At 71.4% G+C, this 21,498-nt stretch carries 17 protein-coding genes; 7 read left to right on the top strand and 10 right to left on the bottom strand.

Annotated features, from left to right (window positions below):
* Window positions 1-12: 12 nt before the first annotated feature.
* From murD to rsmH, 7 genes are read right to left on the bottom strand one after another with little or no spacing between them, the layout of a single operon-like run.
* On the bottom strand, window positions 13-1,446 hold the full coding sequence (murD, locus tag ABTY98_RS29470) for a UDP-N-acetylmuramoyl-L-alanine--D-glutamate ligase (RefSeq protein WP_352224073.1): 1,434 nt from the start codon (window positions 1,444-1,446) through the stop codon (window positions 13-15).
* Entirely contained in the window at window positions 1,428-2,498 is a 1,071-nt protein-coding gene (mraY, locus tag ABTY98_RS29465; protein WP_352224178.1) for a phospho-N-acetylmuramoyl-pentapeptide-transferase, read from the bottom strand. The genes murD and mraY overlap by 19 nt, the downstream gene beginning before the upstream one ends.
* A complete protein-coding gene (locus tag ABTY98_RS29460; RefSeq protein WP_352224072.1) occupies window positions 2,498-3,910 on the bottom strand; it encodes a UDP-N-acetylmuramoyl-tripeptide--D-alanyl-D-alanine ligase in 1,413 nt (470 codons plus the stop codon). Before ABTY98_RS29460 ends, mraY begins: the two co-directional genes overlap by 1 nt.
* 4 nt (window positions 3,911-3,914) lie before the next feature.
* Window positions 3,915-5,579, bottom strand: a complete 1,665-nt coding sequence (locus tag ABTY98_RS29455; protein WP_352224071.1) for a UDP-N-acetylmuramoyl-L-alanyl-D-glutamate--2,6-diaminopimelate ligase — start codon at window positions 5,577-5,579, stop codon at window positions 3,915-3,917.
* Window positions 5,580-5,621: 42 nt separating this feature from the next.
* Window positions 5,622-7,616: a peptidoglycan D,D-transpeptidase FtsI family protein gene (locus ABTY98_RS29450; protein WP_502994382.1), complete on the bottom strand. Its 1,995-nt coding sequence runs from the start codon at window positions 7,614-7,616 to the stop codon at window positions 5,622-5,624.
* Window positions 7,613-8,161, bottom strand: coding sequence for a cell division protein FtsL (gene ftsL, locus ABTY98_RS29445; RefSeq protein ID WP_352224068.1), 549 nt, complete (start codon window positions 8,159-8,161; stop codon window positions 7,613-7,615). Before ftsL ends, ABTY98_RS29450 begins: the two co-directional genes overlap by 4 nt.
* Before the next feature lie 42 nt (window positions 8,162-8,203).
* Window positions 8,204-9,160 (bottom strand): 16S rRNA (cytosine(1402)-N(4))-methyltransferase RsmH, encoded by a 957-nt coding sequence (rsmH, locus tag ABTY98_RS29440; protein ID WP_352224067.1) that lies wholly within the window; start codon window positions 9,158-9,160, stop codon window positions 8,204-8,206.
* Between the two features lie 354 nt (window positions 9,161-9,514).
* On the opposite strand from rsmH, the gene ABTY98_RS29435 reads away from it, so the two are divergent.
* The 4 genes from ABTY98_RS29435 to ABTY98_RS29420 all read left to right on the top strand — a co-directional run bounded on the left by ABTY98_RS29435 (window position 9,515) and on the right by ABTY98_RS29420 (window position 15,096).
* Complete coding sequence (locus ABTY98_RS29435) at window positions 9,515-10,063, top strand: beta-class carbonic anhydrase (RefSeq protein WP_352224066.1); 549 nt, start codon at window positions 9,515-9,517, stop codon at window positions 10,061-10,063.
* 262 nt (window positions 10,064-10,325) lie between these two features.
* Window positions 10,326-11,366, top strand: a complete 1,041-nt coding sequence (locus ABTY98_RS29430; protein WP_352224065.1) for an AAA family ATPase — start codon at window positions 10,326-10,328, stop codon at window positions 11,364-11,366.
* Window positions 11,366-12,712: a DUF58 domain-containing protein gene (locus ABTY98_RS29425; RefSeq protein WP_352224064.1), complete on the top strand. Its 1,347-nt coding sequence runs from the start codon at window positions 11,366-11,368 to the stop codon at window positions 12,710-12,712. The genes ABTY98_RS29430 and ABTY98_RS29425 overlap by 1 nt, the downstream gene beginning before the upstream one ends.
* The gene (locus ABTY98_RS29420) at window positions 12,712-15,096 is read left to right on the top strand and encodes a transglutaminase TgpA family protein (RefSeq protein ID WP_352224062.1); all 2,385 of its coding nucleotides are present in this window, start codon (window positions 12,712-12,714) and stop codon (window positions 15,094-15,096) included. The genes ABTY98_RS29425 and ABTY98_RS29420 overlap by 1 nt, the downstream gene beginning before the upstream one ends.
* A gap of 127 nt (window positions 15,097-15,223) precedes the next feature.
* Here the strand turns inward: ABTY98_RS29420 and ABTY98_RS29415 are convergent, their stop codons facing one another.
* The 3 genes from ABTY98_RS29415 to ABTY98_RS29405 all read right to left on the bottom strand — a co-directional run bounded on the left by ABTY98_RS29415 (window position 15,224) and on the right by ABTY98_RS29405 (window position 17,376).
* The gene (locus ABTY98_RS29415; RefSeq protein WP_352224061.1) at window positions 15,224-15,613 is read right to left on the bottom strand and encodes an SCO2097 family morphological protein; all 390 of its coding nucleotides are present in this window, start codon (window positions 15,611-15,613) and stop codon (window positions 15,224-15,226) included.
* Window positions 15,614-15,890: 277 nt separating this feature from the next.
* Window positions 15,891-16,661, bottom strand: a complete 771-nt coding sequence (locus ABTY98_RS29410) for a methyltransferase (protein ID WP_352224060.1) — start codon at window positions 16,659-16,661, stop codon at window positions 15,891-15,893.
* A 151-nt stretch (window positions 16,662-16,812) separates the two neighbouring features.
* Entirely contained in the window at window positions 16,813-17,376 is a 564-nt protein-coding gene (locus tag ABTY98_RS29405) for an SAV_6107 family HEPN domain-containing protein (protein WP_352224059.1), read from the bottom strand.
* Between the two features lie 201 nt (window positions 17,377-17,577).
* Here ABTY98_RS29405 and ABTY98_RS29400 point away from each other — a divergent pair, with 201 nt between their 5' ends.
* From ABTY98_RS29400 to ABTY98_RS29390, 3 genes are all read left to right on the top strand, one after another.
* A complete protein-coding gene (locus ABTY98_RS29400) occupies window positions 17,578-18,348 on the top strand; it encodes an ATP-binding cassette domain-containing protein (protein ID WP_352224058.1) in 771 nt (256 codons plus the stop codon).
* Window positions 18,320-20,404, top strand: a complete 2,085-nt coding sequence (locus tag ABTY98_RS29395) for a YhgE/Pip family protein (RefSeq protein WP_352224057.1) — start codon at window positions 18,320-18,322, stop codon at window positions 20,402-20,404. The genes ABTY98_RS29400 and ABTY98_RS29395 overlap by 29 nt, the downstream gene beginning before the upstream one ends.
* 62 nt (window positions 20,405-20,466) lie before the next feature.
* Window positions 20,467-21,093: a TetR/AcrR family transcriptional regulator gene (locus ABTY98_RS29390; protein WP_352224056.1), complete on the top strand. Its 627-nt coding sequence runs from the start codon at window positions 20,467-20,469 to the stop codon at window positions 21,091-21,093.
* The last annotated feature ends 405 nt before the right edge of the window (window positions 21,094-21,498 follow it).

Raw genomic sequence — 21,498 nt, 5'->3', positions numbered from 1 at the left:
CAGGCGGCCGGGTCAGGCGCCGAGTTCGCGAACAGCCTGAGCGAACGCGTCACCGCGCTTGTTGTAGTTGGCGAACATGTCCATGGAGGCACAGGCAGGTGCCAGCAGCACCGTGTCTCCGGCAACAGCGAGTCGCCGCGCCTCCTGGACCGCCGCGAGCATCGCCCCAGTGTCGGTCCGGTCGAGGTCGACGACGGGTACTTCCGGCGCGTGTCGCGCGAGGGCCTCCCGGATGAGGGCGCGATCGGCTCCGATCAGCACCACACCGCGAAGTCGCTTTGCCGACTTGGCGACCAGTTCGTCGAAGGTCGCACCCTTCGCCAGACCACCGGCAATCCATACAATCGACTCATATGACGCCAACGAGGCTTCCGCCGCATGCGTGTTGGTGGCCTTGGAGTCGTCGATGTACGCGACGCCGTCCACGTCGGCCACGTGCGCGATGCGGTGGGCGTCCGGGGTGAAGTTCCGCAGCCCGTCCCGTACGGCCGTGGGAGGCACCCCGAAGGCGCGTGCGAGGGCCGCCGCGGCAAGGGCGTTGGCGATGTTGTGCGGGGCGGGCGGGTTGACGTCGGAGACCTCGGCCAGCTCCTGGGCGTTCTTCTGCCGGTTCTCGACGAAGGCGCGGTCGACCAGGATGCCGTCCACGACGCCGAGTTGGGAGGGTCCCGGGGTGCCGAGGGTGAAGCCGATGGCCCGGCAGCCCTCCTCGACATCGGCCCCGCGCACCAGCTCCTCGGTGAGCTTGTCGGCCACGTTGTAGACGCAGGCGACCCGATTGCCCTCGTAGATACGGCCCTTGTCGGCCGCGTACGCCTCCATGGAGCCGTGCCAGTCGAGGTGGTCGGGGGCGAGGTTGAGCACCGCCGCCGAGTGGGCGCGCAGGGAGGGGGCCCAGTGCAGCTGATAGCTCGACAGCTCCACGGCAAGAACGTCGTACTCCTCGTCTCCGAGGACCGCGTCGAGCAGCGAGACGCCGATGTTGCCGACGGCGGCCGTGCGCAGGCCGGCGGCCTTCAGGATCGACGCCAGCATCTGGACGGTGGTGGTCTTGCCGTTCGTCCCCGTGACGGCCAGCCAGGGGGCCGCGCCGGGGCCCCTGAGCCGCCAGGCGAGTTCGACATCGCCCCAGATCTCGATGCCGGCCGCGCGGGCCGCCGCGAACAGTGGCTTGTCCGGCTTCCAGCCGGGCGCGGTGACGATCAGTTCGGTGCCCTCCGGCAGGGTCGCACCGTCACCGAGGCGCACGGTGATGCCGAGCGCCTCCAGCTCCGCGGCCTGTGCACGCGCGCGTTCGTCGTCGCCGTCGTTGACGACCGTGACGACCGCCCCGCGCGCGTGCAGCACCTTCGCCGCCGGGATGCCGGAGACGCCGAGCCCGGCGACGGTGACGTGCGTGCCGTGGAATTCCGGGGACACCGAGGAGGTCACTTGTCCGCTGCCCATCCCGCATAGAAGAGGCCGAGTCCGACAATCACACAGATACCCTGGATGATCCAGAAGCGGACCACCACAAGGACTTCGGACCAGCCCTTGAGTTCGAAGTGGTGCTGGAGTGGTGCCATCCGGAAGACGCGCCTGCCGGTGAGCCGGAAGGAGCCGACCTGGATGACGACCGACATGGTGATGAGGACGAACAGACCGCCCATGATGGCCACGAGGAGTTCCGTGCGGGACAGGATCGCCAGGCCGGTGAGGACACCGCCGAGCGCGAGCGAACCGGTGTCGCCCATGAAGATCTTGGCCGGCGAGGTGTTCCACCACAGGAAGCCCAGGCAGGAACCCATCAGCGCGGAGGCGATGACCGCGAGGTCCAGCGGGTCGCGCACCTCGTAGCAGGCGTTGGGGTTGGTCAGGGTCGTCGCGTTGGCGCAGGACTCCTGGAACTGCCAGACGCCGATGAACGTGTAGGCGCCGAAGACCAGCACGGAGGCGCCGGTCGCGAGACCGTCCAGACCGTCGGTGAGGTTCACGCCGTTCGACATCGCGAGGATCATGAACAGCGCCCAGACCACGAACAGCACCGGGCCGATGGACCAGCCGAAGTCCGTGATGAACGACAGCTTCGTGGAGGCCGGGGTGTTGCCGCGGGCGTCGGCGAACTGCAGCGACAGCACCGCGAAGGCGATACCGACGATCAGCTGGCCGGCCATCTTCGCCTTGGCCCGCAGACCCAGCGAACGCCGCTTGACGATCTTGATGTAGTCGTCCAGGAAGCCGACCAGCCCCATCCCGCACATCAGGCCGAGGACCAGCACACCCGAGTACGTCGGGGCGTAGCCGGTGATCACCTTGGACAGGAAGTAGGCGGCGACCGTCGACAGGATGAAGGCGATACCGCCCATCGTCGGCGTACCGCGCTTGCTGGCGTGCTCGCGCGGGCCGTCGTCACGGATGTACTGGCCGTAGCCCTTGCGGGCGAGGAGCTTGATCAGCAGCGGAGTGCCGATCAGCGTCAGGAAGAGACCGATGACGCCCGAGAACAGGATCTGCTTCATCATCGGGCATCAACACCCTCGGCACCGCTCTGGAGAAGCGCCTGGGCAACGCTCTCCAGGCCAACCGACCGTGACGCCTTCACGAGGACGACGTCCCCCGGGCGCAACTCGCTGCGCAACAGGTCGACCGCCGCCTGTGCGTCGGACACGTGCACCGACTCCTCACCCCACGAACCCTCGTTATATGCGCCCAGTTGCAGCCAGGAGGCTTCCAGTCCCCCGACCGCGACGAGCTTGCCGACATTGAGCCGGACGGCGAGCCGTCCGACCGCGTCGTGCTCGGCGAGCGCCTCGTCCCCGAGCTCGGCCATCTTGCCGAGCACCGCCCACGTGCGGCGCCCCTTGCCCATGGCCGCCAGCGCGCGCAGCGCGGCTCGCATGGACTCGGGGTTGGCGTTGTAGGCGTCGTTGACGATGGTCACGCCGTCCGGGCGCTCAGTGACCTCCATACGCCAGCGGGAGAGGGAGCCAGCCTCGGAGAGCGCGGTGGCGATCTCTTCCGCGGACATGCCCAGCTCATGGGCGACGGCGGCCGCGGCGAGCGCGTTCGACACGTGGTGCTCACCGTACAGGCGCATGGTCACATCGCTTGCACCGGAGGGTGTGTGAAGGCTGAACGCGGGCTGTCCCGTGTCCGTGAGTCGTACGTTCTCGGCGCGTACGTCCGCTTCGGCCGACTCTCCGAAAAGGACCACCTTCGCCTTGGTACGGGATGCCATGGCCCGCACCAGGGGGTCGTCCGCGTTGAGGATCGCGGCGCCGCCGTCCTCGGCGGGGGGCAGGGCCTCCACCAACTCGCCCTTCGCCTGGGCGATCTGCTCGCGGCCGCCGAACTCGCCGATGTGGGCGGTGCCGACGTTGAGGACCAGGCCGATCCTCGGGGGCGTCAGATCCGTCAGGTAGCGGATGTGGCCGATACCGCGGGCGCCCATCTCCAGCACCAGGAACTTCGTCTCCTCGGTGGCGGACAGGGCGGTCAGCGGCAGCCCGATCTCGTTGTTGAGCGAGCCGGGCGTGAACACGGTCGGCGCCTCGGTGCGCAGCACCTGGGCGATGAGGTCCTTGGTGCTGGTCTTGCCGGCCGAGCCGGTGAGGGCCACCAGGGTCGCGCCGAGCCGTCGTACGACATGGCGGGCGAGGGCGCCGAGGGCGCTCTGGACGTCGTCCACGACGATCGCGGGCACGCCGACGGGGCGGGACGCCAGAACGGCGACCGCACCCTTTTCGACGACCTGGGCGGCGAAGTCGTGGCCGTCCACGCGTTCGCCCACGAAGGCGGCGAACAGGCTGCCCGGTCCCACCTCGCGGGAGTCCCGGACGACCTCTCCGGTGACCTGGACGGACGGATCCGGTATGTCGTGCGTCTGCCCGCCGACGACTGCTGCGATCTCGGCGAGGGAGAGGGCGATCACAAGTTCATCCCTGGGTCTTCTGGATAGCTTCGCGAAGCACCTGGCGGTCGTCGAAGGGACGGACCACACCGGCGATGTCCTGGCCCTGCTCGTGGCCCTTGCCGGCGACCAGCACGGTGTCGCCGGGATGCGCACGGGCGACGGCGGCGGCGATCGCGGCGGCCCGCTCCTCGAAGAGGAGCACCTCACCGCGCTCGTGGGCGGGCACCGAGGCAGCGCCTTCGAGCATGGTCGCGAGGATGGCGAGCGGGTCCTCGGAGCGGGGGTTGTCGGAGGTCAGTACGGCGATGTCGGCGAGCCGTGCCGCGGCGGCGCCCATCGGGGCCCGCTTGGTCTTGTCGCGGTCGCCGCCGCAGCCCAGGACGATGTGCAGCCGGCCCTTGGTGACCTTGCGAAGGGCCTTGAGGACCGACTCGACGGCGTCCGTCTTGTGGGCGTAGTCGACGACCGCGAGGTAGGGCTGTCCGGCGTCCACGCGCTCCAGGCGGCCCGGCACGCCGGGGACGGCGGCGATGCCGTCGGCGGCGGTCTGCGGGTCGAGGCCCGCGGCGGCGAGGGCGACGATCGCGGCGAGGGTGTTGGCCACGTTGAAGGGGCCCGGCAGCGGCGACTTGGCGGCGATCCGGACGTCCCCGGGCCCGACGACGGTGAACGTCGAGTCCATCGGGCCGATGCGGACGTCCTCGGCGCGCCAGTCGGCGTCGGGATGTCCCTCGGCGGAGTAGGTGACGACCGGGACGCCGGCCTCCTGGGCGAGTCTGCGGCCGTACTCGTCGTCGACGTTGACCACCCCCCGTTTGCTGCGTTTCGGGGTGAACAGCTGTGCCTTGGCCCGGTAGTAGTCCTCCATGTCGGAGTGGAACTCCATGTGTTCCGGGCTGAGGTTGGTGAAGACGGCGATGTCGAAGACGCAGCCGTCGACCCGGCCGAGGACCAGCGCGTGGCTGGAGACCTCCATGGCGACCGCCTCGACTCCGCGCTCACGCATGACGGCGAACAGGGCCTGGAGGTCGGTGGCTTCGGGGGTGGTGCGCTCGGACTTGATGCGCTCGTCGCCGATGCGCATCTCGACGGTGCCGATGAGCCCCGTGCTGCGGGTGCTCTTCAGACCGCCCTCGACCAGGTAGGCCGTGGTGGTCTTGCCGGAGGTGCCGGTGATGCCGATCTGGAGCAGGTCGCGGCCCGGGTGGCCGTAGACGGTGGCCGCGAGTTCGCCCATCCGCCCACGCGGGTCGTCGACGACCAGGACCGGCAGGCCGGTCGCGGCGGCGCGTTCGGCGCCCGTCGGGTCGGTCAGCACGGCGACCGCGCCGAGGCCGGCGGCCTGGGCGACGAAGTCGGCGCCGTGCAGCCGGGCGCCCGGCAGGGCGGCGTACACGTCGCCGGGGCGGACCGCACGTGAGTCATGGGTGACGCCCGTGACCTCGGCTGCGTTTTTCACGGTCTCCGGTTCGGCGGCACCCAGCTGATCGGCGAGCTCCGCGAGGGGTGTGGCGGAGACCTGAACCGGCCTGGGCGGCCCCGGGTATGTCACGGAAGCGCCCTTCTGGGTGGTTTGGGACTGATCAGCGTGTGGCACGGCGGTGAGCGTACCGGGCGCACCCGCTCCGGAGCGAAGTGAGGGCTCTGGGGCCCGGTGGTTCCCGGGATCGGGGGTGATCGTTGTCACGGGCTCGTTCCTGGTGGTCTTTCCGAAAAGCTGAGGCGCTGATCAGGGCTTGTAGTCGACGGGCAGGTTCGCCGCCTTGGCGCCGGTCGGCGGGATCTGCAGGGTCTTGAGGGCGAACTCCATCACCTGCTTGTAGATCGGGCCGCAGATCTGGCCGCCGAAGTAGCTGCCGGCGGTGGCGTTCTGGATGGCGCAGTAGACGGTGATGCGGGGGTTGTCCGCGGGCGCGAACCCGGCGAACGACGAGGTGTAGCCGCGGTATCTGCCGGTGGCCGGATCCACGCGGTTGGCGGTGCCGGTCTTGCCCGCGACGTTGTAGCCGGGGATGGCCGCCTTGGCGCCGGTACCCTGCTCGTCGTCCACGACCGACTCCAGCATCTGGGCGAGGGTCTTGGCCGTCTTCTCGCTTACCACACGGCTCTTCTTGGGTTGCGCGGCCGGGGTGAAGTTGCCGTCGGCGCCCTTGGACCCGCGCACCAGGGTCGGCTGGACACGGACTCCGCCGTTGGCGATCGTCGAGTAGACGGAGGCCGCCTGCATGGCGTTGATGGAGAAACCCTGGCCGAAAGGGATCGTGTACTGCTGCGAGGTCGACCACTTGGCCGGGGAGGCGAGGATGCCGGGTGTCTCGCCGGGGAAGCCGAGCCCGGTGTAGCCGCCGATGCCGAACCTGCGCAGATACGAGTAGAGGACCTGGTTGGCCTGCTGCTGGGTCCTGCCGAGCTGGCCGGTGGCGAGGATGGTGCCGATGTTGCTGGACTTGGCCAGCACGCCGTTGAGCGTGAGGTACCAGGTCGCGTGGTCGATGTCGTCCTTGAAGAGCCGGTCGCCGCGGTGCAGCCGGTTGGGCACCACCACGTGCGTGAGCGGGGTGGCGGCGTTCTCCTCCAGGACGGCCGCCATCGACATGACCTTGGCGGTGGAGCCGGGCTCGTAGGCGTCCTGGAGAGCCGCGTTGCCCATCGCTTCGGCGTCGGCCGTCGACAGGTCGTTCGGGTCGAAGCCGGGCGAGTCGGCCATCGCCAGGATCTGCCCGGTCCTGGTGTCCTGGACGACCACGTAGCCGCGGTCCGCCTTGGACTTCTTGACCTGGTCGGTGATGGCGTTCTGCGCGGCCCACTGGATGTCGCGGTCGATGGTCAGCTCGACGTCGGAGCCGGGCACGGCCGGGGTCTCCGTGGAGCCCGCGGTCGGCACCTCACGGCCGCCGGACTGGGCGTAGCGGATCTTGCCGTCCTTGCCGGTCAGCTGCTTGTCGAGCTGCTGCTCGATACCGCCGCCGCCCTTGCCGTCGGCGTTGACCCAGCCCAGTATCCCGGCGGCCAGGTCGCCGTTCGGGTACACGCGCTGGCTGCTGGGGTCGGCGAAGACACCGGCCAGCGCGTTGACGGTGCTGTGGTCGGTCTCGGCCTTGCTGGTGAGGGCGGTCTTCAGGTCCTTGATCTGCTTCCAGACCTGCGGGGTCTGCCGGGCGGCGAGCCGGACGTAGCGCAGTTCCTTGTTCTCGGGCCGCAGCAGCTTGACGAGATCGGCCTGGCTCTTGCCGAGGATCGGGGCGAGCAGCGCGGCGGCCTGCTCGGGGCCGTCGTCCACCTTGAGCTGCTTACGGGTGAACATCGTGGGGTCGGCGGTGATGTCGTACGCGTCCTCGCTGATCGCCAGCGCCACACCGTTGCGGTCGGTGATCCCGCCGCGCTCGGCGGCCAGGGTGTGCACGACGTACCGGTTCTGCTCGGCCTTCGCGGCGTACGCGCTGGCGTCGACGGCCTGGACCTGGAGCAGTCGCCCCATGAAGATCAGCAGCACCAGGGTCAGGGCGAAGCCGACCGTGCGCAGCCGGGGCCGGGGGCTGCCGAGCCGCAGCGGTCGCTGGGCCGGGGGGCGCGGCGCGCCCGGGCGGCGGACCGGGCGGGCGCCGGGGCCGGGCCCGCGCCGGACCGCACCCCGGGGCTCTCGGGGGCGGGGCGGCTTGGCGGGGCCGGGCACACGGCGGCGCGGCGGTTGCCTTTCTCCAGAAGTGTCTGGCACTTCCGTCACCTGCCGGGGGTCGTGGTCGGGGTCGTCACGGGCGTGAGCGCCGGCGCCGGGGTCGTCACCGGCGTGGTGACCGGCATGGGTGTCGGTGCGGTCACCGGCGCGGAGACGTCCGGCGTCGGTACGGCGACGGACGGGCTGCCGATGACCTCGGGGGCGAGCGGCTGGGTGTCCTGCCGGAGGGCGGCGGGGCTGGGGACGCCCTTGACGGTGCCGTCGGGGCCGAGGAAGACCGGGTCGCCGCCGGGGACCATGCCGAGCTCGCGGGCCCGGCGCTGAAGTGCGTCGGGGGCGGAGTAGGCGTCGATGTCCCGCTGCAGGGCCTGTTCCTCGTCGGTGAGGTTCTTGGTCTGCTTCTGCAGGTCGTCGAGTTTGAACGAGCCCTCGCTGAGCGCCGAGTTCAGCACCAGCAGGCCGATCAGGCCGCCGCCGAGCAGCAGGACGACGAGCAGGACGAACGGGGTGCGGGCGGCCTGGTTGGAACGGCCGACCGGAAAGAGCCGCGCGAGCCGGGCGGCCCGCCCTTTCAGCTCGGGTTTCCTACTCACGTGTCCTCCGGTGGGTCCGGAAACCCCGCGTGCTCACGCCGCTCATTCAATGGACTCCCTGATGCGCTGGGCCCCTCGAAGACGCGCGGGGGCGGCCCTGCGGTTCTCGGCGACCTCTTCCTCGGTGGGAAGTTCGGCACCGCGCGTGAGCAGCTTGAGCCGGGGCTGGTACTGCTCGGGCACGACCGGCAGCCCGGGCGGCGCGGTGGTGGCGGCACCGGCCGCGAACACCTGCTTGACGAGACGGTCTTCGAGCGAGTGGTACGAAAGTACGGCGATCCGACCGCCGACCGCGAGGGCCTTGACCGCGGCCGGGATCGCCCTTTCCAGGACGGCCAGTTCACCGTTGACCTCGATGCGCAGCGCCTGGAAGGTGCGCTTGGCCGGGTTGCCGCCGGTGCGCTTGGCGGCCTGCGGCAGGGAGTCCCGGATCAGCTCGACGAGCCGGGCGCTGTTGCTGAACGGCTCCTTCTCGCGCTCCCGGACGATCGCCGAGACGATCCGCTTGGCCTGCTTCTCCTCGCCGTACGCGAACAGGATGCGCACGAGGTCACCGGCCGGGTAGGTGTTGAGGACCTCGGCGGCGCTGATGCCGGTCGTCTGGTCCATGCGCATGTCGAGGGGCGCGTCCTGGGCGTAGGCGAAGCCCCGGTCCGCCTCGTCGAGCTGCATGGAGGAGACACCGAGGTCGAACAGCACCCCCTGCACGCGCGCGATGCCGAGGCGTTCGAGTACCCCGGGCAGCTCGTCGTAGACGGCGTGCACCAGGGTGGCGCGGTCACCGAAGGGGGCGAGGCGCTCGCCGGACAGGCGCAGAGCCTCCTTGTCGCGGTCAAGGGCGACCAGGCGCGCCTCGGGGAACCGGGTCAGCAGCGCCTCGCTGTGCCCGCCGAGGCCGAGGGTGCAGTCGACGACCACGCTTCCCGGCGCCTCCAGGGCGGGTGCCAGCAGATCCAGGCACCGCTGGAGCATCACCGGGACGTGTCGACTCTGGCTCAAGGGGGCCTCTCAGGTCCGCGCGGGAGTACGCACCGCCGGGTCCCCGCCCGCTCGGTACGCGCGCCGCGCACGTGGGGAGACGCCCGGGCGCCGTGCCGGGGTCTCCAGGGGATTTCACCAGCGGGGAGAGCCTCGCCTCCCGCTTCGCGTCACTTTAGTCCACCGTGTCGCCCGGTCAATCAACCGGCCTGCGCGGCGCGTACCGCATGGCGGCGGGGGACGTGATTCGCAGGGAATCACCCGTACAGCCCTGGTTTGCCCTCCGTGTGGGTTAGGTCACAACAAGCCACGATGACGTTCTTTGTGCCCTCTCACAGCAGGCCCTGACCGCCCGTGACCAGTACCGTCGTGTCTATGACGACTTCCGCAGCAGCTCCCACTGGATCTGAAGGCGCCATAACCCAGGGCGGCACCGTGACGGATCGCCTGGTCGACGCCAACCGTACGTACGCCGCCGCCTTCACCGACCCCGGCATGGACGCCCGGCCCGTGCTGCACGTGGCCGTGGTGTCCTGCATGGACGCCCGTATCGACCTGCACAAGGCGCTCGGCCTGCAGCTCGGCGACTGCCACACCATCCGCAACGCCGGCGGTGTGGTCACCGACGACGTGATCCGCTCCCTCACCATCAGCCAGCGCAAGCTCGGCACCCGCAGCGTGGTCCTCATCCACCACACCGGCTGCGGTCTCGAAGCCCTCACCGAGGACTTCCGCAACGAGCTGGAGATGGAGGTCGGCCAGCGCCCGGCCTGGGCGGTGGAGTCCTTCCGGGACGTCGACCAGGACGTACGGCAGTCCATGCAGCGGGTGCGCACCTCGCCGTTCATGCTCCACACCGACGACGTACGCGGCTTCGTCTTCGACGTCCGCACCGGCCTGCTGCGCGAGGTCGACCCGGTCTGAGCCCGGAGGCTCCGACGGACCGCCCACCCCGAAAACCGCCGCCGTACCCTGTCTGGATGCTGTCGAATACGCGGTCGAAAGGCCGTAAGACCGACATAGTGCGGGCAGTTGTCCACAGGCGAGTGACACGAATCGGTAACGGCAGCAAGAATGCGGTGTGAGACGTCACGCGGAACTATTCACGCGTGGTGTCCGTGTTTCGGGGTGGGCCGGTTCCGCTGACAGAGCGTCGGCCCGGCAATAACGGGCCGAGGAGGGCCGGGTGACGACCTATGACGATCGAGCGAGCCTTACTGATCTGACCGCCACTGTGGAGCGGGTCCGCAGTTCCGTGGAGGGTGTGATCGAGGGCAAGCCCGAGGTCGTACGGCTCTCGCTGACCGTACTGCTGGCCGAGGGACATCTTCTGATCGAGGACGTCCCCGGCGTGGGCAAGACGATGCTGGCGAAGGCGCTGGCGCGGTCCATCGACTGCTCGGTACGGCGTATCCAGTTCACGCCCGACCTGCTGCCGTCCGACATCACCGGCGTGTCCATCTGGGACCAGCAGCGCCGGGACTTCGAGTTCAAACCGGGCGCCATCTTCGCCCAGATCGTGATCGGCGACGAGATCAACCGCGCCTCGCCCAAGACCCAGTCCGCGCTGCTGGAGTCGATGGAGGAGCGGCAGGTCACCATCGACGGGCAGACCTATGAACTGCCCAGCCCGTTCATGGTGGTGGCCACCCAGAACCCGGTCGAGATGGAGGGCACCTACCCGCTGCCGGAGGCCCAGCGCGACCGCTTCATGGCCCGCGTCTCGGTCGGCTACCCCAGCGTGGAGGCCGAGTTGCAGATGCTCGACATCCACGGCGGGGCCAGCCCCCTTGAGGACCTCCAGCCGGTGGCGCACGCGCACGACATCGTGAAGCTCGTCGATACCGTGCGGGGCGTCCATGTCGCCGAGACCGTCCGGCGGTACGCGGTGGACCTGGTCTCCGCCACCCGTACCCACCCCGACCTCAGACTCGGCGCCTCCCCGCGCGCGACGCTGCATCTGCTGCGCGCGGCGAAGGCGTCCGCCGCCCTGAGCGGCCGGGAGTACGCGCTGCCGGACGACGTGCAGGCTCTCGCCGTGGCGGTCCTGGCCCACCGGCTGCTGCCCACCGCACAGGCCCAGCTCAACCGGCGCACCGCGCAGCAGGTCGTCCAGGAGATCCTGCAGCAGATCCCGGTGCCGGCGGCCGCCCAGCAGCAGAGCGGCTTCGGCGGTCTGGGCCGGGGCGTGCCCGCGTATCCCCAGCAGCCCCCGCGGAGTCTGTGATGGGCGCCCCGGCGGAGGCCGACCGCGAGGAGTCGGGCGGCGTCCGCACGGCCCTGGCCGGGCTGACCACCCGTGGCCGCTCCTTCCTGGCGGCCGGCATCGCGGCGGTGATCTGCGCGTACATACTCGGCCAGAGCGATCTGCGCCGGGTCGGGCTGCTGCTCGCCGTGCTGCCGCTGATCTGCGCGGCCGTGCTGTACCGCACCCGTTACCGGGTGGCCGGCAGCCGCCGGCTCTCCCCCTCGCGGGTGTCGGCCGGCAGCGAGGCCCGGGTCCATCTGCGGATGGACAACGTCTCGCGGCTGCCGACCGGCCTGCTGATGCTCCAGGACCGGGTGCCCTATGTCCTCGGCCCGCGCCCCCGCTTCGTCCTGGACCGGGTCGAGCCGGGCGGCCGCCGGGAGGTCTCCTACCGGGTCCGCTCGGACCTGCGCGGCCGCTATCCGCTGGGCCCGCTCCAACTGCGCCTGACCGACCCGTTCGGGATGTGCGAACTGACCCGGTCCTTCTCGACGTTCGACACGCTGACCGTCATCCCGCGCGTGGAGCCGCTGTCGCCGATCCGGCTCGGCGGCGAGGCGAAGGGGTACGGCGACGGGCGGCAGCGCTCGCTGGCCCTGGCCGGCGAGGACGACCTGATCCCGCGCGGCTACCGGTACGGCGACGATCTGCGCCGTGTGCACTGGCGCTCCACCGCCCGCTACGGCGAGCTGATGGTGCGCCGTGAGGAGCAGCCGCAGCGCGCCCGCTGCACGGTGCTGCTGGACACCCGGGGCATCGCCTACGAGGGCGCGGGGCCCGACTCGGCGTTCGAATGGGCGGTCTCCGGCGCCGCCTCGGTCCTGGTCCACATGCTCGAACGCGGCTTCTCGGTCCGGCTGTTGACGGACACCGGTAGCGCGGTGCCCGGTGAGGGTGCCGACGGTTTCGCGGGCTCCGGCCAGGATTCGGCGGACGCGGCCGGGCTGATGATGGACACCCTGGCCGTGATCGACCACTCGGACGGCACCGGCCTGTCCCGTGCCTACGACGTGCTGCGCGGCGGGAACGAGGGGCTGCTGGTGGCCTTCCTGGGCGATCTCGACGAGGAACAGGCGGCGGTGGCCACGAAGATGCGCCGGCGCAGCGGCGGCGGTGTCGCCTTCGTCCTCGACCCGGACACCTGGGTGCGGGAGCCCACCGACGTGCCCGCTCCGGGCAACGCGCACGAGGAGGGGCTGCGGATGCTGCGCGAGGCCGGCTGGACGGCGATCAGCGTGCCGCGCGGTGCCCCGCTGGCCGAGCTGTGGCGGCAGGCCGACCGGGACCGCCTCTCGGTGGCCGCGGCGGGCGGGGAGGCCCGGTGATGAGCGGACGGGCCCGGCTGGCCGTCACCGCGGCGGCGGCGACGCTGATGGCGTCCTGTGCCCTGCTGCCCCTGGTCTCCCCGGTGACCTGGCTGTTCCAGGCCGCGTTCCTGGTGGCGATCCAGACCGGCGTGGGCGCGGCCGCGCGGCGGGTACCACTGGCCCGGCCGCTGACCGTGGCCGCGCAGGCCCTGGTCACCCTGCTGATGCTGACCCTGGTCTTCGCCCGGGGCCACGCCGTCGCCGGGCTGGTCCCCGGCCCGGACACCTTCCGGTACTTCGCCGACCTGCTCCAGCAGGGCTCCGAGGACGTCAGCCGGTATGCGATACCCGCGCCGCTGTCGCCCGGCATCCGGCTGATGGTGATCGGCGGGGTCCTGGTCGTCGGGCTGATCGTTGACACCCTCGCGGTGACCTTCCGCAGCGCGGCCCCTGCCGGGCTGCCGCTGCTCGCGCTGTACTCGGTGGCGGCGGGCCTGTCCGACGGGCCGACCGACTGGCTCTGGTTCCTGGTGGCGGCGGCCGGCTATCTGCTGCTGCTGCTCGCCGAGGGCCGGGACCGGCTCTCGCAGTGGGGCCGGGTCTTCGGCGGGGTCTCGCGCACCCCGGGCGGCCCGGAGAGCGGCGCGGTGGCCCCGGTGCGCACCGGACGCCGGATCGGCTTCGCCGTGCTGAGCGTCGCCCTGTTCGTGCCGTTCGTGATGCCCTCGATCCAGGGCGGCCTGCTGGACGGCACCGGGACCGGTGTCGGCGTGGGCGACGGGAACGGCGGCACCATCTCCGCGGTCAACCCCCTGGTGTCGCTGCGGGACAGCCTCAACGTGGAGGAGGACCGTCAGGTGCTGTCCGTGCGGACCAGCACCGCCGACGTCTCCGACCTGTATCTGCGGATCGTCTCCCTGGACGACTTCGACGGCACCACCTGGAAGCCGGCCCAGCGGCACATCACCGGCGTCCCGGACTCCTTCCCGACCCCGGCCGGCCTGGGCGGCGACGTCAAGCGGGCGACGGTGAGGACCACGATCTCGGCCGCCGACTGGTACGCCCAGGACTGGCTGCCGATGCCGTACCCCCCGAGCGGGGTGAAGGTCGCCGGCACCTGGCGCTACGAGCCCGTCGGGATGACCCTGGTCGGCGACCACGGACAGAACACGCGCGGTGAGACCTACCAGGTCACCAGCCTGGACGTGCAGCCGACGGCGGATCAGCTGGCCACGGCGCCGGAGCCGTCGGCTGCCATGAGGAAGGAGTACACCAAGGTGCCCTCCTCGCTGCCGTCGGTGGTGGCGCAGACGGCCGAGCAGGTCACCGCGGGCTCGACGAGCCACTACGAGGAGGCGGTCAAGCTCCAGGACTACTTCGCGGTGAACGGCGGCTTCCAGTACGACACCCAGGTCCAGGTCGGACGGGGCGAGGGAGCGATCGCGAACTTCCTTAAGCAGAAGCGCGGTTTCTGTGTGCACTTCTCCTTCGCGATGGCCACGATGGCCCGGACGCTGGGCATCCCGGCCCGGGTCGCGGTGGGCTTCGCGCCCGGCACCCCGCAGGCCGACGGCACGGTCTCGGTGGGTCTGAAGGACGCGCACGCCTGGCCGGAGCTGTATTTCGAGGGCGTGGGCTGGACCCGGTTCGAGCCGACCCCGACCCGGGGCACAACGCCGTCGTACACCGTCTCGGACACCCCCGGTTCCTCGGTGCCGGACGAGGCCCTGCCCTCCAAGGGCGCGTCGGCGGCGCCTTCGGCCTCTGCCTCGGCGAGCGCGAGCTGCACGGCCCAGCTGCGCAAGCAGGACGTCTGCGTGAGCCCGTCGGCGGCGAGCGCGGTGCAGCGGGGCGACGGCGGGCCGCCGTGGTGGCAGCTGGCGCTGTGGGCGCTCGCCGGACTCGCCGTGCCGGCGGTGCCGCTGTCGCCGATGCTCTACCGGCAGCGGGTGCGCGCCAAACGGCTCGGGGCCTACGACCGCACCCCCGACGGTGTGGCCGCGCACACACTGGCGGTCTGGCAGGAACTGATCGACACGGCCTGGGACTTCGGCGTCCCGCCGGACGAGTCGCAGACCCCGCGCGGCGCGGCGGCCCGGATCGTCCGGCTCGGCCACCTGGACCCGGTCGCCGGCGCCTCGGTGCACCGGGTGGCGGACGCGGTCGAACAGGTGCTGTACGCGCCGCGGCCACGGCTGACGGCGGGGCTCTCGGACGACGTCCGCCGGGTGGCGGCCGCGCTCAACGGCACGGTCAGCGTCTCCACCCGGCTGAGGGCGCTGTTCGCTCCACGGTCGACCGTGCGTGCGGTGTGGGCGGCGTCGGCCGGGTGGGCAAGGCTGCGGGAGCGGGCGGCAGCGGCCCGGCCGACCCTGCGGAAGCCGTCGGAACAGCAGAGCTGATCGGCAAGAGGCCCGCGGACATGAGCGGGCGGACATGAGTGAGGGGTGACCACCCGGCGGGTGGTCACCCCTCATTCGTGCTCTGTTCTGCCTGTTCGGCGAAGCTTTGGTGCTGTTCGGCGAAGCTCTAGTGGCCCTGCTCGTCACGGCGGCGCTGCCAGCGCTCCTCGATGCGGTTCATCAGGGAGCGCCTGGGTCGTCCCTGGCGGCGTGCCTGGGGCCCTCCTGCGGGCTGCTCGCCGGGCTTGGGAGCCTTGCGCCAGCCGGTGACGGCGAGGACCGCGCAGCCCAGCATGACGAGGAAGCCAACCACGCTTACCCAGATCTGCAGTGTGACCATTCCGGCAATGAGGAGCGCGATACCCACGAGGAAGCCCGCGACCGCCTGGTAGACCCGTCGCCGGGTGTACGTCCGCAGCCCGCTTCCCTCAAGCGCTGTCGCGAACTTGGGGTCTTCGGCGTACAGCGCTCGCTCCATCTGCTCAAGCATTCGCTGCTCGTGCTCCGAGAGCGGCACGGCGTCCTCCTCATCGTGCAGTCGCCGGGGCGACCCGGGGGGTCCCTTCAGGATAGGCAGGGAATCGCCCCCGTGAAACCCGCCCCTCTAGGCCAATTGGCCAACCGGAATCCGCCATGGCCGTCCCGGCTCGCTGAGGCTTCCATTCCCCAGCGGCCGACCCGTCATGCCGAGCGGTCTCCCTCGATCATACGGCGCAAACCCCTCGATCGGGGGGCCTGTGGCGTACTCCATCCGCTGTCGAGCCCCTGATCAGCGGGCTCGTCCCGGGAGGATCTCAGGCCCCGGCCGCACCCGGAGTCTCGCCGAGCACATGGAGCTGGGTGGCGACGGCGTGGAAGGCGGGGAGCTCGGCGGCGGCGGCCTCCAGCTTCAGCAGAGCGTCGAGTGCGCCGGGCTCGGTGTCCACCAGGACGCCGGGGACGAGGTCGGCGAAGACCCGCACGCCGTGCACGGCGGCGACGGCCAGGCCCGCGTCCTCGACCAGGCCGGTGAGCTGCTCGGCGGTGAAGCGGCGCGGCATCGGGTCGCCGCTGCCCCAGCGGCCGTCGGGGTCGTCGAGGGCCTGCCTGGCCTCCTTGAAGTGCCCGGCGAGGGCCCGTGCGACCACGGCCCCGCCGAGCCCGGCGGCGAGCAGGCTGAGGACGCCCTCGGAGCGCAGCGCGGCCACCGTGTTGCGCACGCCCTCGGCCGGGTCGTCGACGTACTCCAGGACGCCGTGGCAGAGCACCACGTCGTGGCCGCCGCGCTCGACCACGTCGAACAGGCCGAGGACGTCGCCCTGGACGCCCTTGACCCGCTCGGCGACGCCGGCCTCGGCGGCGCGGCGCTCCAGCGCGAACAGCGCGTTCGGGCTGGGGTCGACGACGGTGACACGGTGGCCGAGGCGGGCGAGGGGTACGGCGAAGTTGCCGCTGCCGCCACCGGTGTCGAGGACGTCCAGCGCCTCCCGGCCGGTGGCCTTGACCCGGCGGTCGAGGGCGTCCTGGAGGACCTCCCAGACCACGGCGGTACGGAGAGAAGCGCGGGGTCGTGTGGGGTCCGGCACGGCAGTTGACTCCTCGGCGCGGCACCGCCTGTTGCCCGGCGGCGCGAACTCGGTGCCTCCCCGGCCCGGGGTGCGGGAGGAAGGAAGGCTTCAGGCGCTCTCCACCCTATTGCCTCCGCTGTCGCCCTCCTGCCTCCGCTGCCTCGCCCGGTCATCCCGCGTCGGGCAAGCCCCTCTCCGGGTCGCTGTCCGGGCGCTCCCCGTCCTGTCGGCGCGGCTGTGGCAGTACCGGCTGGAGGATGAGCATCCGCTCCACGATGCGGACGAACATCTCCACGTCCCGTATCAGGTCGTCGGCGTCGCGGCGGCTGGCCGCGCCCTGGATGCCCGCCTCGGCGCGGGCGCGGCGGCGGGCGCCGGAGGCGAACAGGGCGCTCCACTCGGTGAGCTCGGGCGCGACCTCGGGGAGCACCTCCCAGGCGCTGCGGATGCGGGCCCGGCGCCGGGGCGAGGTCTCCGGGCGGGCGCGGGCGGCGAGCACGGCGGCCGCGGTGCGCAGGGCGGCCAGATGGGCGCTCGCGTAGCGTTCGTTGGGGGTGCCGAGGAGTTCGGCCTCGTCCAGGGCGGCGCGGGCCTGGGTGAGCAGGTCGAGGGCGGCGGGCGGGGCAGTGGCCCGGCGGAGCACGGGGTGCACATCGCTCGCCGGGCCGGTCAGTGAGGGGGCAGGGCCGGTGGCGCGGCGCCGGTGGGCGGCGGCCGCTGAGGAGTTGGCCATGACGAACCTCCTGTCGTCTGGGTGACGGCTCCCTCACACGGGGTGCCGTATGTGCCCATCGTGAGGTATGGCACTGACAATCCGTTCTGACCTGGGACTTTGCTTCGATCGCAGGTTCGGGCTAGCTTTTGCACTGACCAGTCAGTTCAAAATGATGCCGATACGGAAACACCGAAACACCTCGGAAGGCAGGGGGGACCTGTGCACGGCGTATCTGTCACGGCCGAAGGCCTCGGGCTCAAGGGCCCGCGGGGCTGGGCGTTCCGGGGGATCTCCCTGGACACCGGGCCCGGCGCGCTGATCGCGGTGGAGGGACCGTCCGGCTCCGGCCGCACCTGTCTCCTGCTGGCGCTCACCGGACGGATGAGGCCCACCGAGGGCACCGCGGCCGTCGGCGAGGCACAACTGCCCAAGCAGCTGGCGGCCGTGCGCCGGATCAGCGCGGTGGCCAACGTCGCCGGGGTCACCGACCTCGAACCCGCCCTGACCGTGGGCGAGCACCTGCGTGAACGGGCCCTGCTCCAGCGCCGGTTCGGCGACTCGCTGCGTGCTCTGCTGCGACCCCGGGCCGAGCGCTCCGCACGCGCGCGTCAGCTGACCGACGACGCCCTGGCCGCCGCCGGGCTCGACCTGGAGGCGCTGCCGAAGGGCGCCCGGACCGCCGTACGGGATCTGGAGCGGATCGAGGCGCTGCGGCTGTCCGTGGCGCTGGCGCTCGTCGGGAAGCCGCGGCTGCTGGCCGTGGACGACGCGGACCTCAAGCTGTCGGCGGCCGAACGGGCCGAGGTGGGGGCGCTGTTGGCGTCGATCGCCGAGGCCGGGACGACCGTGCTGGCGGTGTGCGGGGAGGCGCTGGAGGGGGCCGTCGTCGTACGCACCGGGACCGCCCGGGAAGGGGAGACCGGGATGCCGGAAGGCACCGCAACCGGGGAGGAGGCCGGCGATGCGCTCGCCACGACTGGCCGCGCTTGAGCTCAGGCGCTTCGGACGAGGGAAGCTGCCCCGCGCGGCCCTGGTGGCCCTGCTGGTGCTGCCACTGCTGTACGGCGCGCTCTATCTGTGGTCGTTCTGGGATCCGTACGGCCGCCTTGACCGCATCCCGGTGGCGCTCGTGAACGACGACAAGGGGGCGAGTGCGAGCGGCAGGAGGATCACGGCGGGCGACGACATCGTCGACGGGCTGCGGGACAGCCGGACGTTCGACTGGCATCAGGTGAGTGCCGCCGAGGCGCGCCGGGGTGTCGAGGACGGCACCTACTACCTGTCGCTGACCATGCCCGCCGACTTCAGCTCGCGCATCGCCTCCAGCGCGGGCGACTCCCCGGAGACCGGGGCGCTGCAGGTGCGCACGAACGACGCGAACAACTACATCGTCGGCCAGATCTCCCGCACGGTCTTCAGCGAGGTGCGCTCGGCCGCGTCCGCCAAGGCGTCCCGGTCCTTCCTGGACCGCATCTTCATCTCGTTCGCCGACATCCACGGGCAGACGGTGAAGGCCGCCGAGGGCGCCGACACGCTCACCGGTGGCATCGGCAAGGCCGAGAAGGGCTCGAAGGACCTCGCCGACGGGCTGAAGGACGCCAAGACCGGCAGCGGGAAGCTCGCCAAGGGGATCAAGAAGCTGGACGCGGGCGCGGGAACGCTGCAGGACGGTTCCCGGCAGGTCGCGGACGGCACCCAGGCCCTCGCGGACCAGGTCAACGGGGTCTACGGCAAGGTCGGCCCGTATCTCAAGGACAACGAGAAGACCATCGGCGACACGGCACGGCTGGTCGCCGACTCGGCGCAGACCGTCCGCGACAACCTGGGCGTCCTGGTGAAGACGGCCCCCGCGGCCGCGAAGACCGCGCACACGGCCGCCGGCACGCTGGACGAGGTCTATCGGGCGCGCTGCTCGGCCGGGTTGCTCGACGACCCCGTCTGCCCCGACCTGAAGAAGGCCCGGGACGCGGCCGACGACGTGGCCGCCGTCGCCGACGACCTCAACACGCTGATCGTGGACCAGCACGGGGACCTGAGAACGCTCGACGCCAACCTCGGCACCCTCCAGCAGCAGGCCCGGGCCCTCGCCGACCGCGCCCCGCATCTCTCCGAGGACGTCGCCGACGCCGTCAAGAAGATCGACAAGCTGAACGACGGCGCGGCCCAGGTCGCCGCGGGCGCCGAGAAGCTGCACAGCGGCCTCGGCACGGCCCTGACCGGCGCGACCGGCCTGGACACGGGCGTCGGCAAGCTCGAGACCGGCGCCTACGACCTCAACGGCGGGATGTACAAGCTCGCCGACGGCTCCGGCAGGCTCGCCGGCGGTCTGCACGACGGCGCCGCCCGGATCCCCGACTACGGCAAGAAGGACCGCGACCGGCGCACCGGGGTGATGGCCGACCCGGTCCAGCTCGCCTCCAAGGACCTGCACAAGGCGCCCAACTACGGCACCGGGTTCGCCCCGTACTTCATCCCGCTGTCCCTGTGGGTCGGCGCGATGGTGGCCTACATGCTGATCCAGCCGCTCAACCGGCGTGCCCTGGCGGCCGGTTCGGCGGCCTGGCGGATCGCGCTGGCGGGCTGGCTGCCGGTGGTCGCGGTCGGGGTGCTGCAGACGGCCGCCCTGATGGCCGTACTGCACTGGGCGATCGGTCTGCAGATGGTCCGCGCGGCCGGGACGGTCGGGTTCCTGTTCCTGGTGGCGGCGTGCTTCGCGGCGATCGTGCAGTGGCTGAACGCACGCTTCGGGGCGGCCGGCCGGATCCTGGTGCTGGCGCTGCTGATGCTCCAGCTGACGTCGGCGGGCGGCACCTATCCCGTGCAGACCAGCCCGGGCTTCTTCAACGCGATCCACCCGTTCCTGCCGATGAGCTACATCGTGGAGGCGCTGCGAAGGCTGATCACGGGCGGCGGACTGGGACCGGTGTGGCAGGCCTGCGCCGTCCTGACGGCGTTCACGGCGGGCGCCCTCGCGCTCACCGCCCTGTCCGCCCGGCGCCGCCAGGTGTGGACGCTGGACCGGCTGCACCCTGAACTGAGCCTGTGAGGACATCCATGACCTCCTCTTCGGTGCCCGCCGGGGCCGACGTTCCTGTGAGAATCAGGACCATGGAACGCAGCAGCACCACGGGCGGCAGCACGCGCCGTGAAGCCACCCGGCAGAAGCTCTACGAGGCGGCCGTCACCCTCATCGCCGAGCAGGGCTTCTCCGCCACCACCGTGGACGAGATCGCCGAGCGTGCCGGGGTCGCGAAGGGCACGGTCTACTACAACTTCGCGAGCAAGTCGGTCCTCTTCGAGGAGCTGCTGCGGCACGGCGTGGGCCTGCTCACCGCCTCCCTGAAGGAGGCAGCCGAGCGGACCGCGCGGGAGGGCGGCAGCCGGGTCGACGCCCTGGACGCGATGGTCCGCGCGGGTCTGGTCTTCATCGACCGCTATCCGGCCTTCACCCAGCTGTATGTGGCCGAGCTGTGGCGGACCAACCGGGCCTGGCAGTCGACGCTGATGGTGGTCCGGCAGCAGGCGGTCGCGGTCGTCGAGGACGTGCTGCGCGAGGGCGTGGAGAACGGCGAGTTCAGCGACGAGATCGACATCCAGCTGTCGGCGGCCGCGCTGGTCGGCATGGTGCTGGTGGCCGCGCTTGACTGGAAGTCCTTCCAGCCGGAGCGCTCCCTGGACGACGTCCACTCGGCCCTGTCCCGGCTGTTGCAGGGGCGAGTGAGCGGGAAGGGCTGAACCGGAAAGGACCGAACCGGAAAGGGAAAAGCGCCGGCCCGCGGTGGCCGCGTCCCCCGCGGGCCACCGTCGGACCGGCGCCTTCCGTACTCCCCCGTGGTTCCCCCGGTTTCCCGTCGTTCCCCCGGGTCCCGGTCCCCTCTCCCCCGTGTCTCGCTTCCGCCGACGGATCGGCGGAAGGAGCGGTCGAGGGCGCCGGCACCGTTCCGCCGCCCCGTGTCGGCGGTACCGGACCTGGCGCCCCTTTCCGTGTCTCCACTCTCTCGTTCGCGCAGGTCGCGGCCCATCCGCGCGCGTACTCAACTCACTCCCTAGTAGGGCTTTGTTAGGTACCCCAACTGCCGTTCTACGAGTAGCCTGTGATCTTGTATCAGGTGTGACACCTGAGGAGATGGACGAGGTCCG

The sequence above is a fragment of the Streptomyces sp. NPDC096040 genome, from assembly GCF_040303265.1.
Classification (GTDB): Bacteria; Actinomycetota; Actinomycetes; order Streptomycetales; family Streptomycetaceae; genus Streptomyces.
This window is presented reverse-complemented; position numbering and strand designations above follow the sequence as displayed.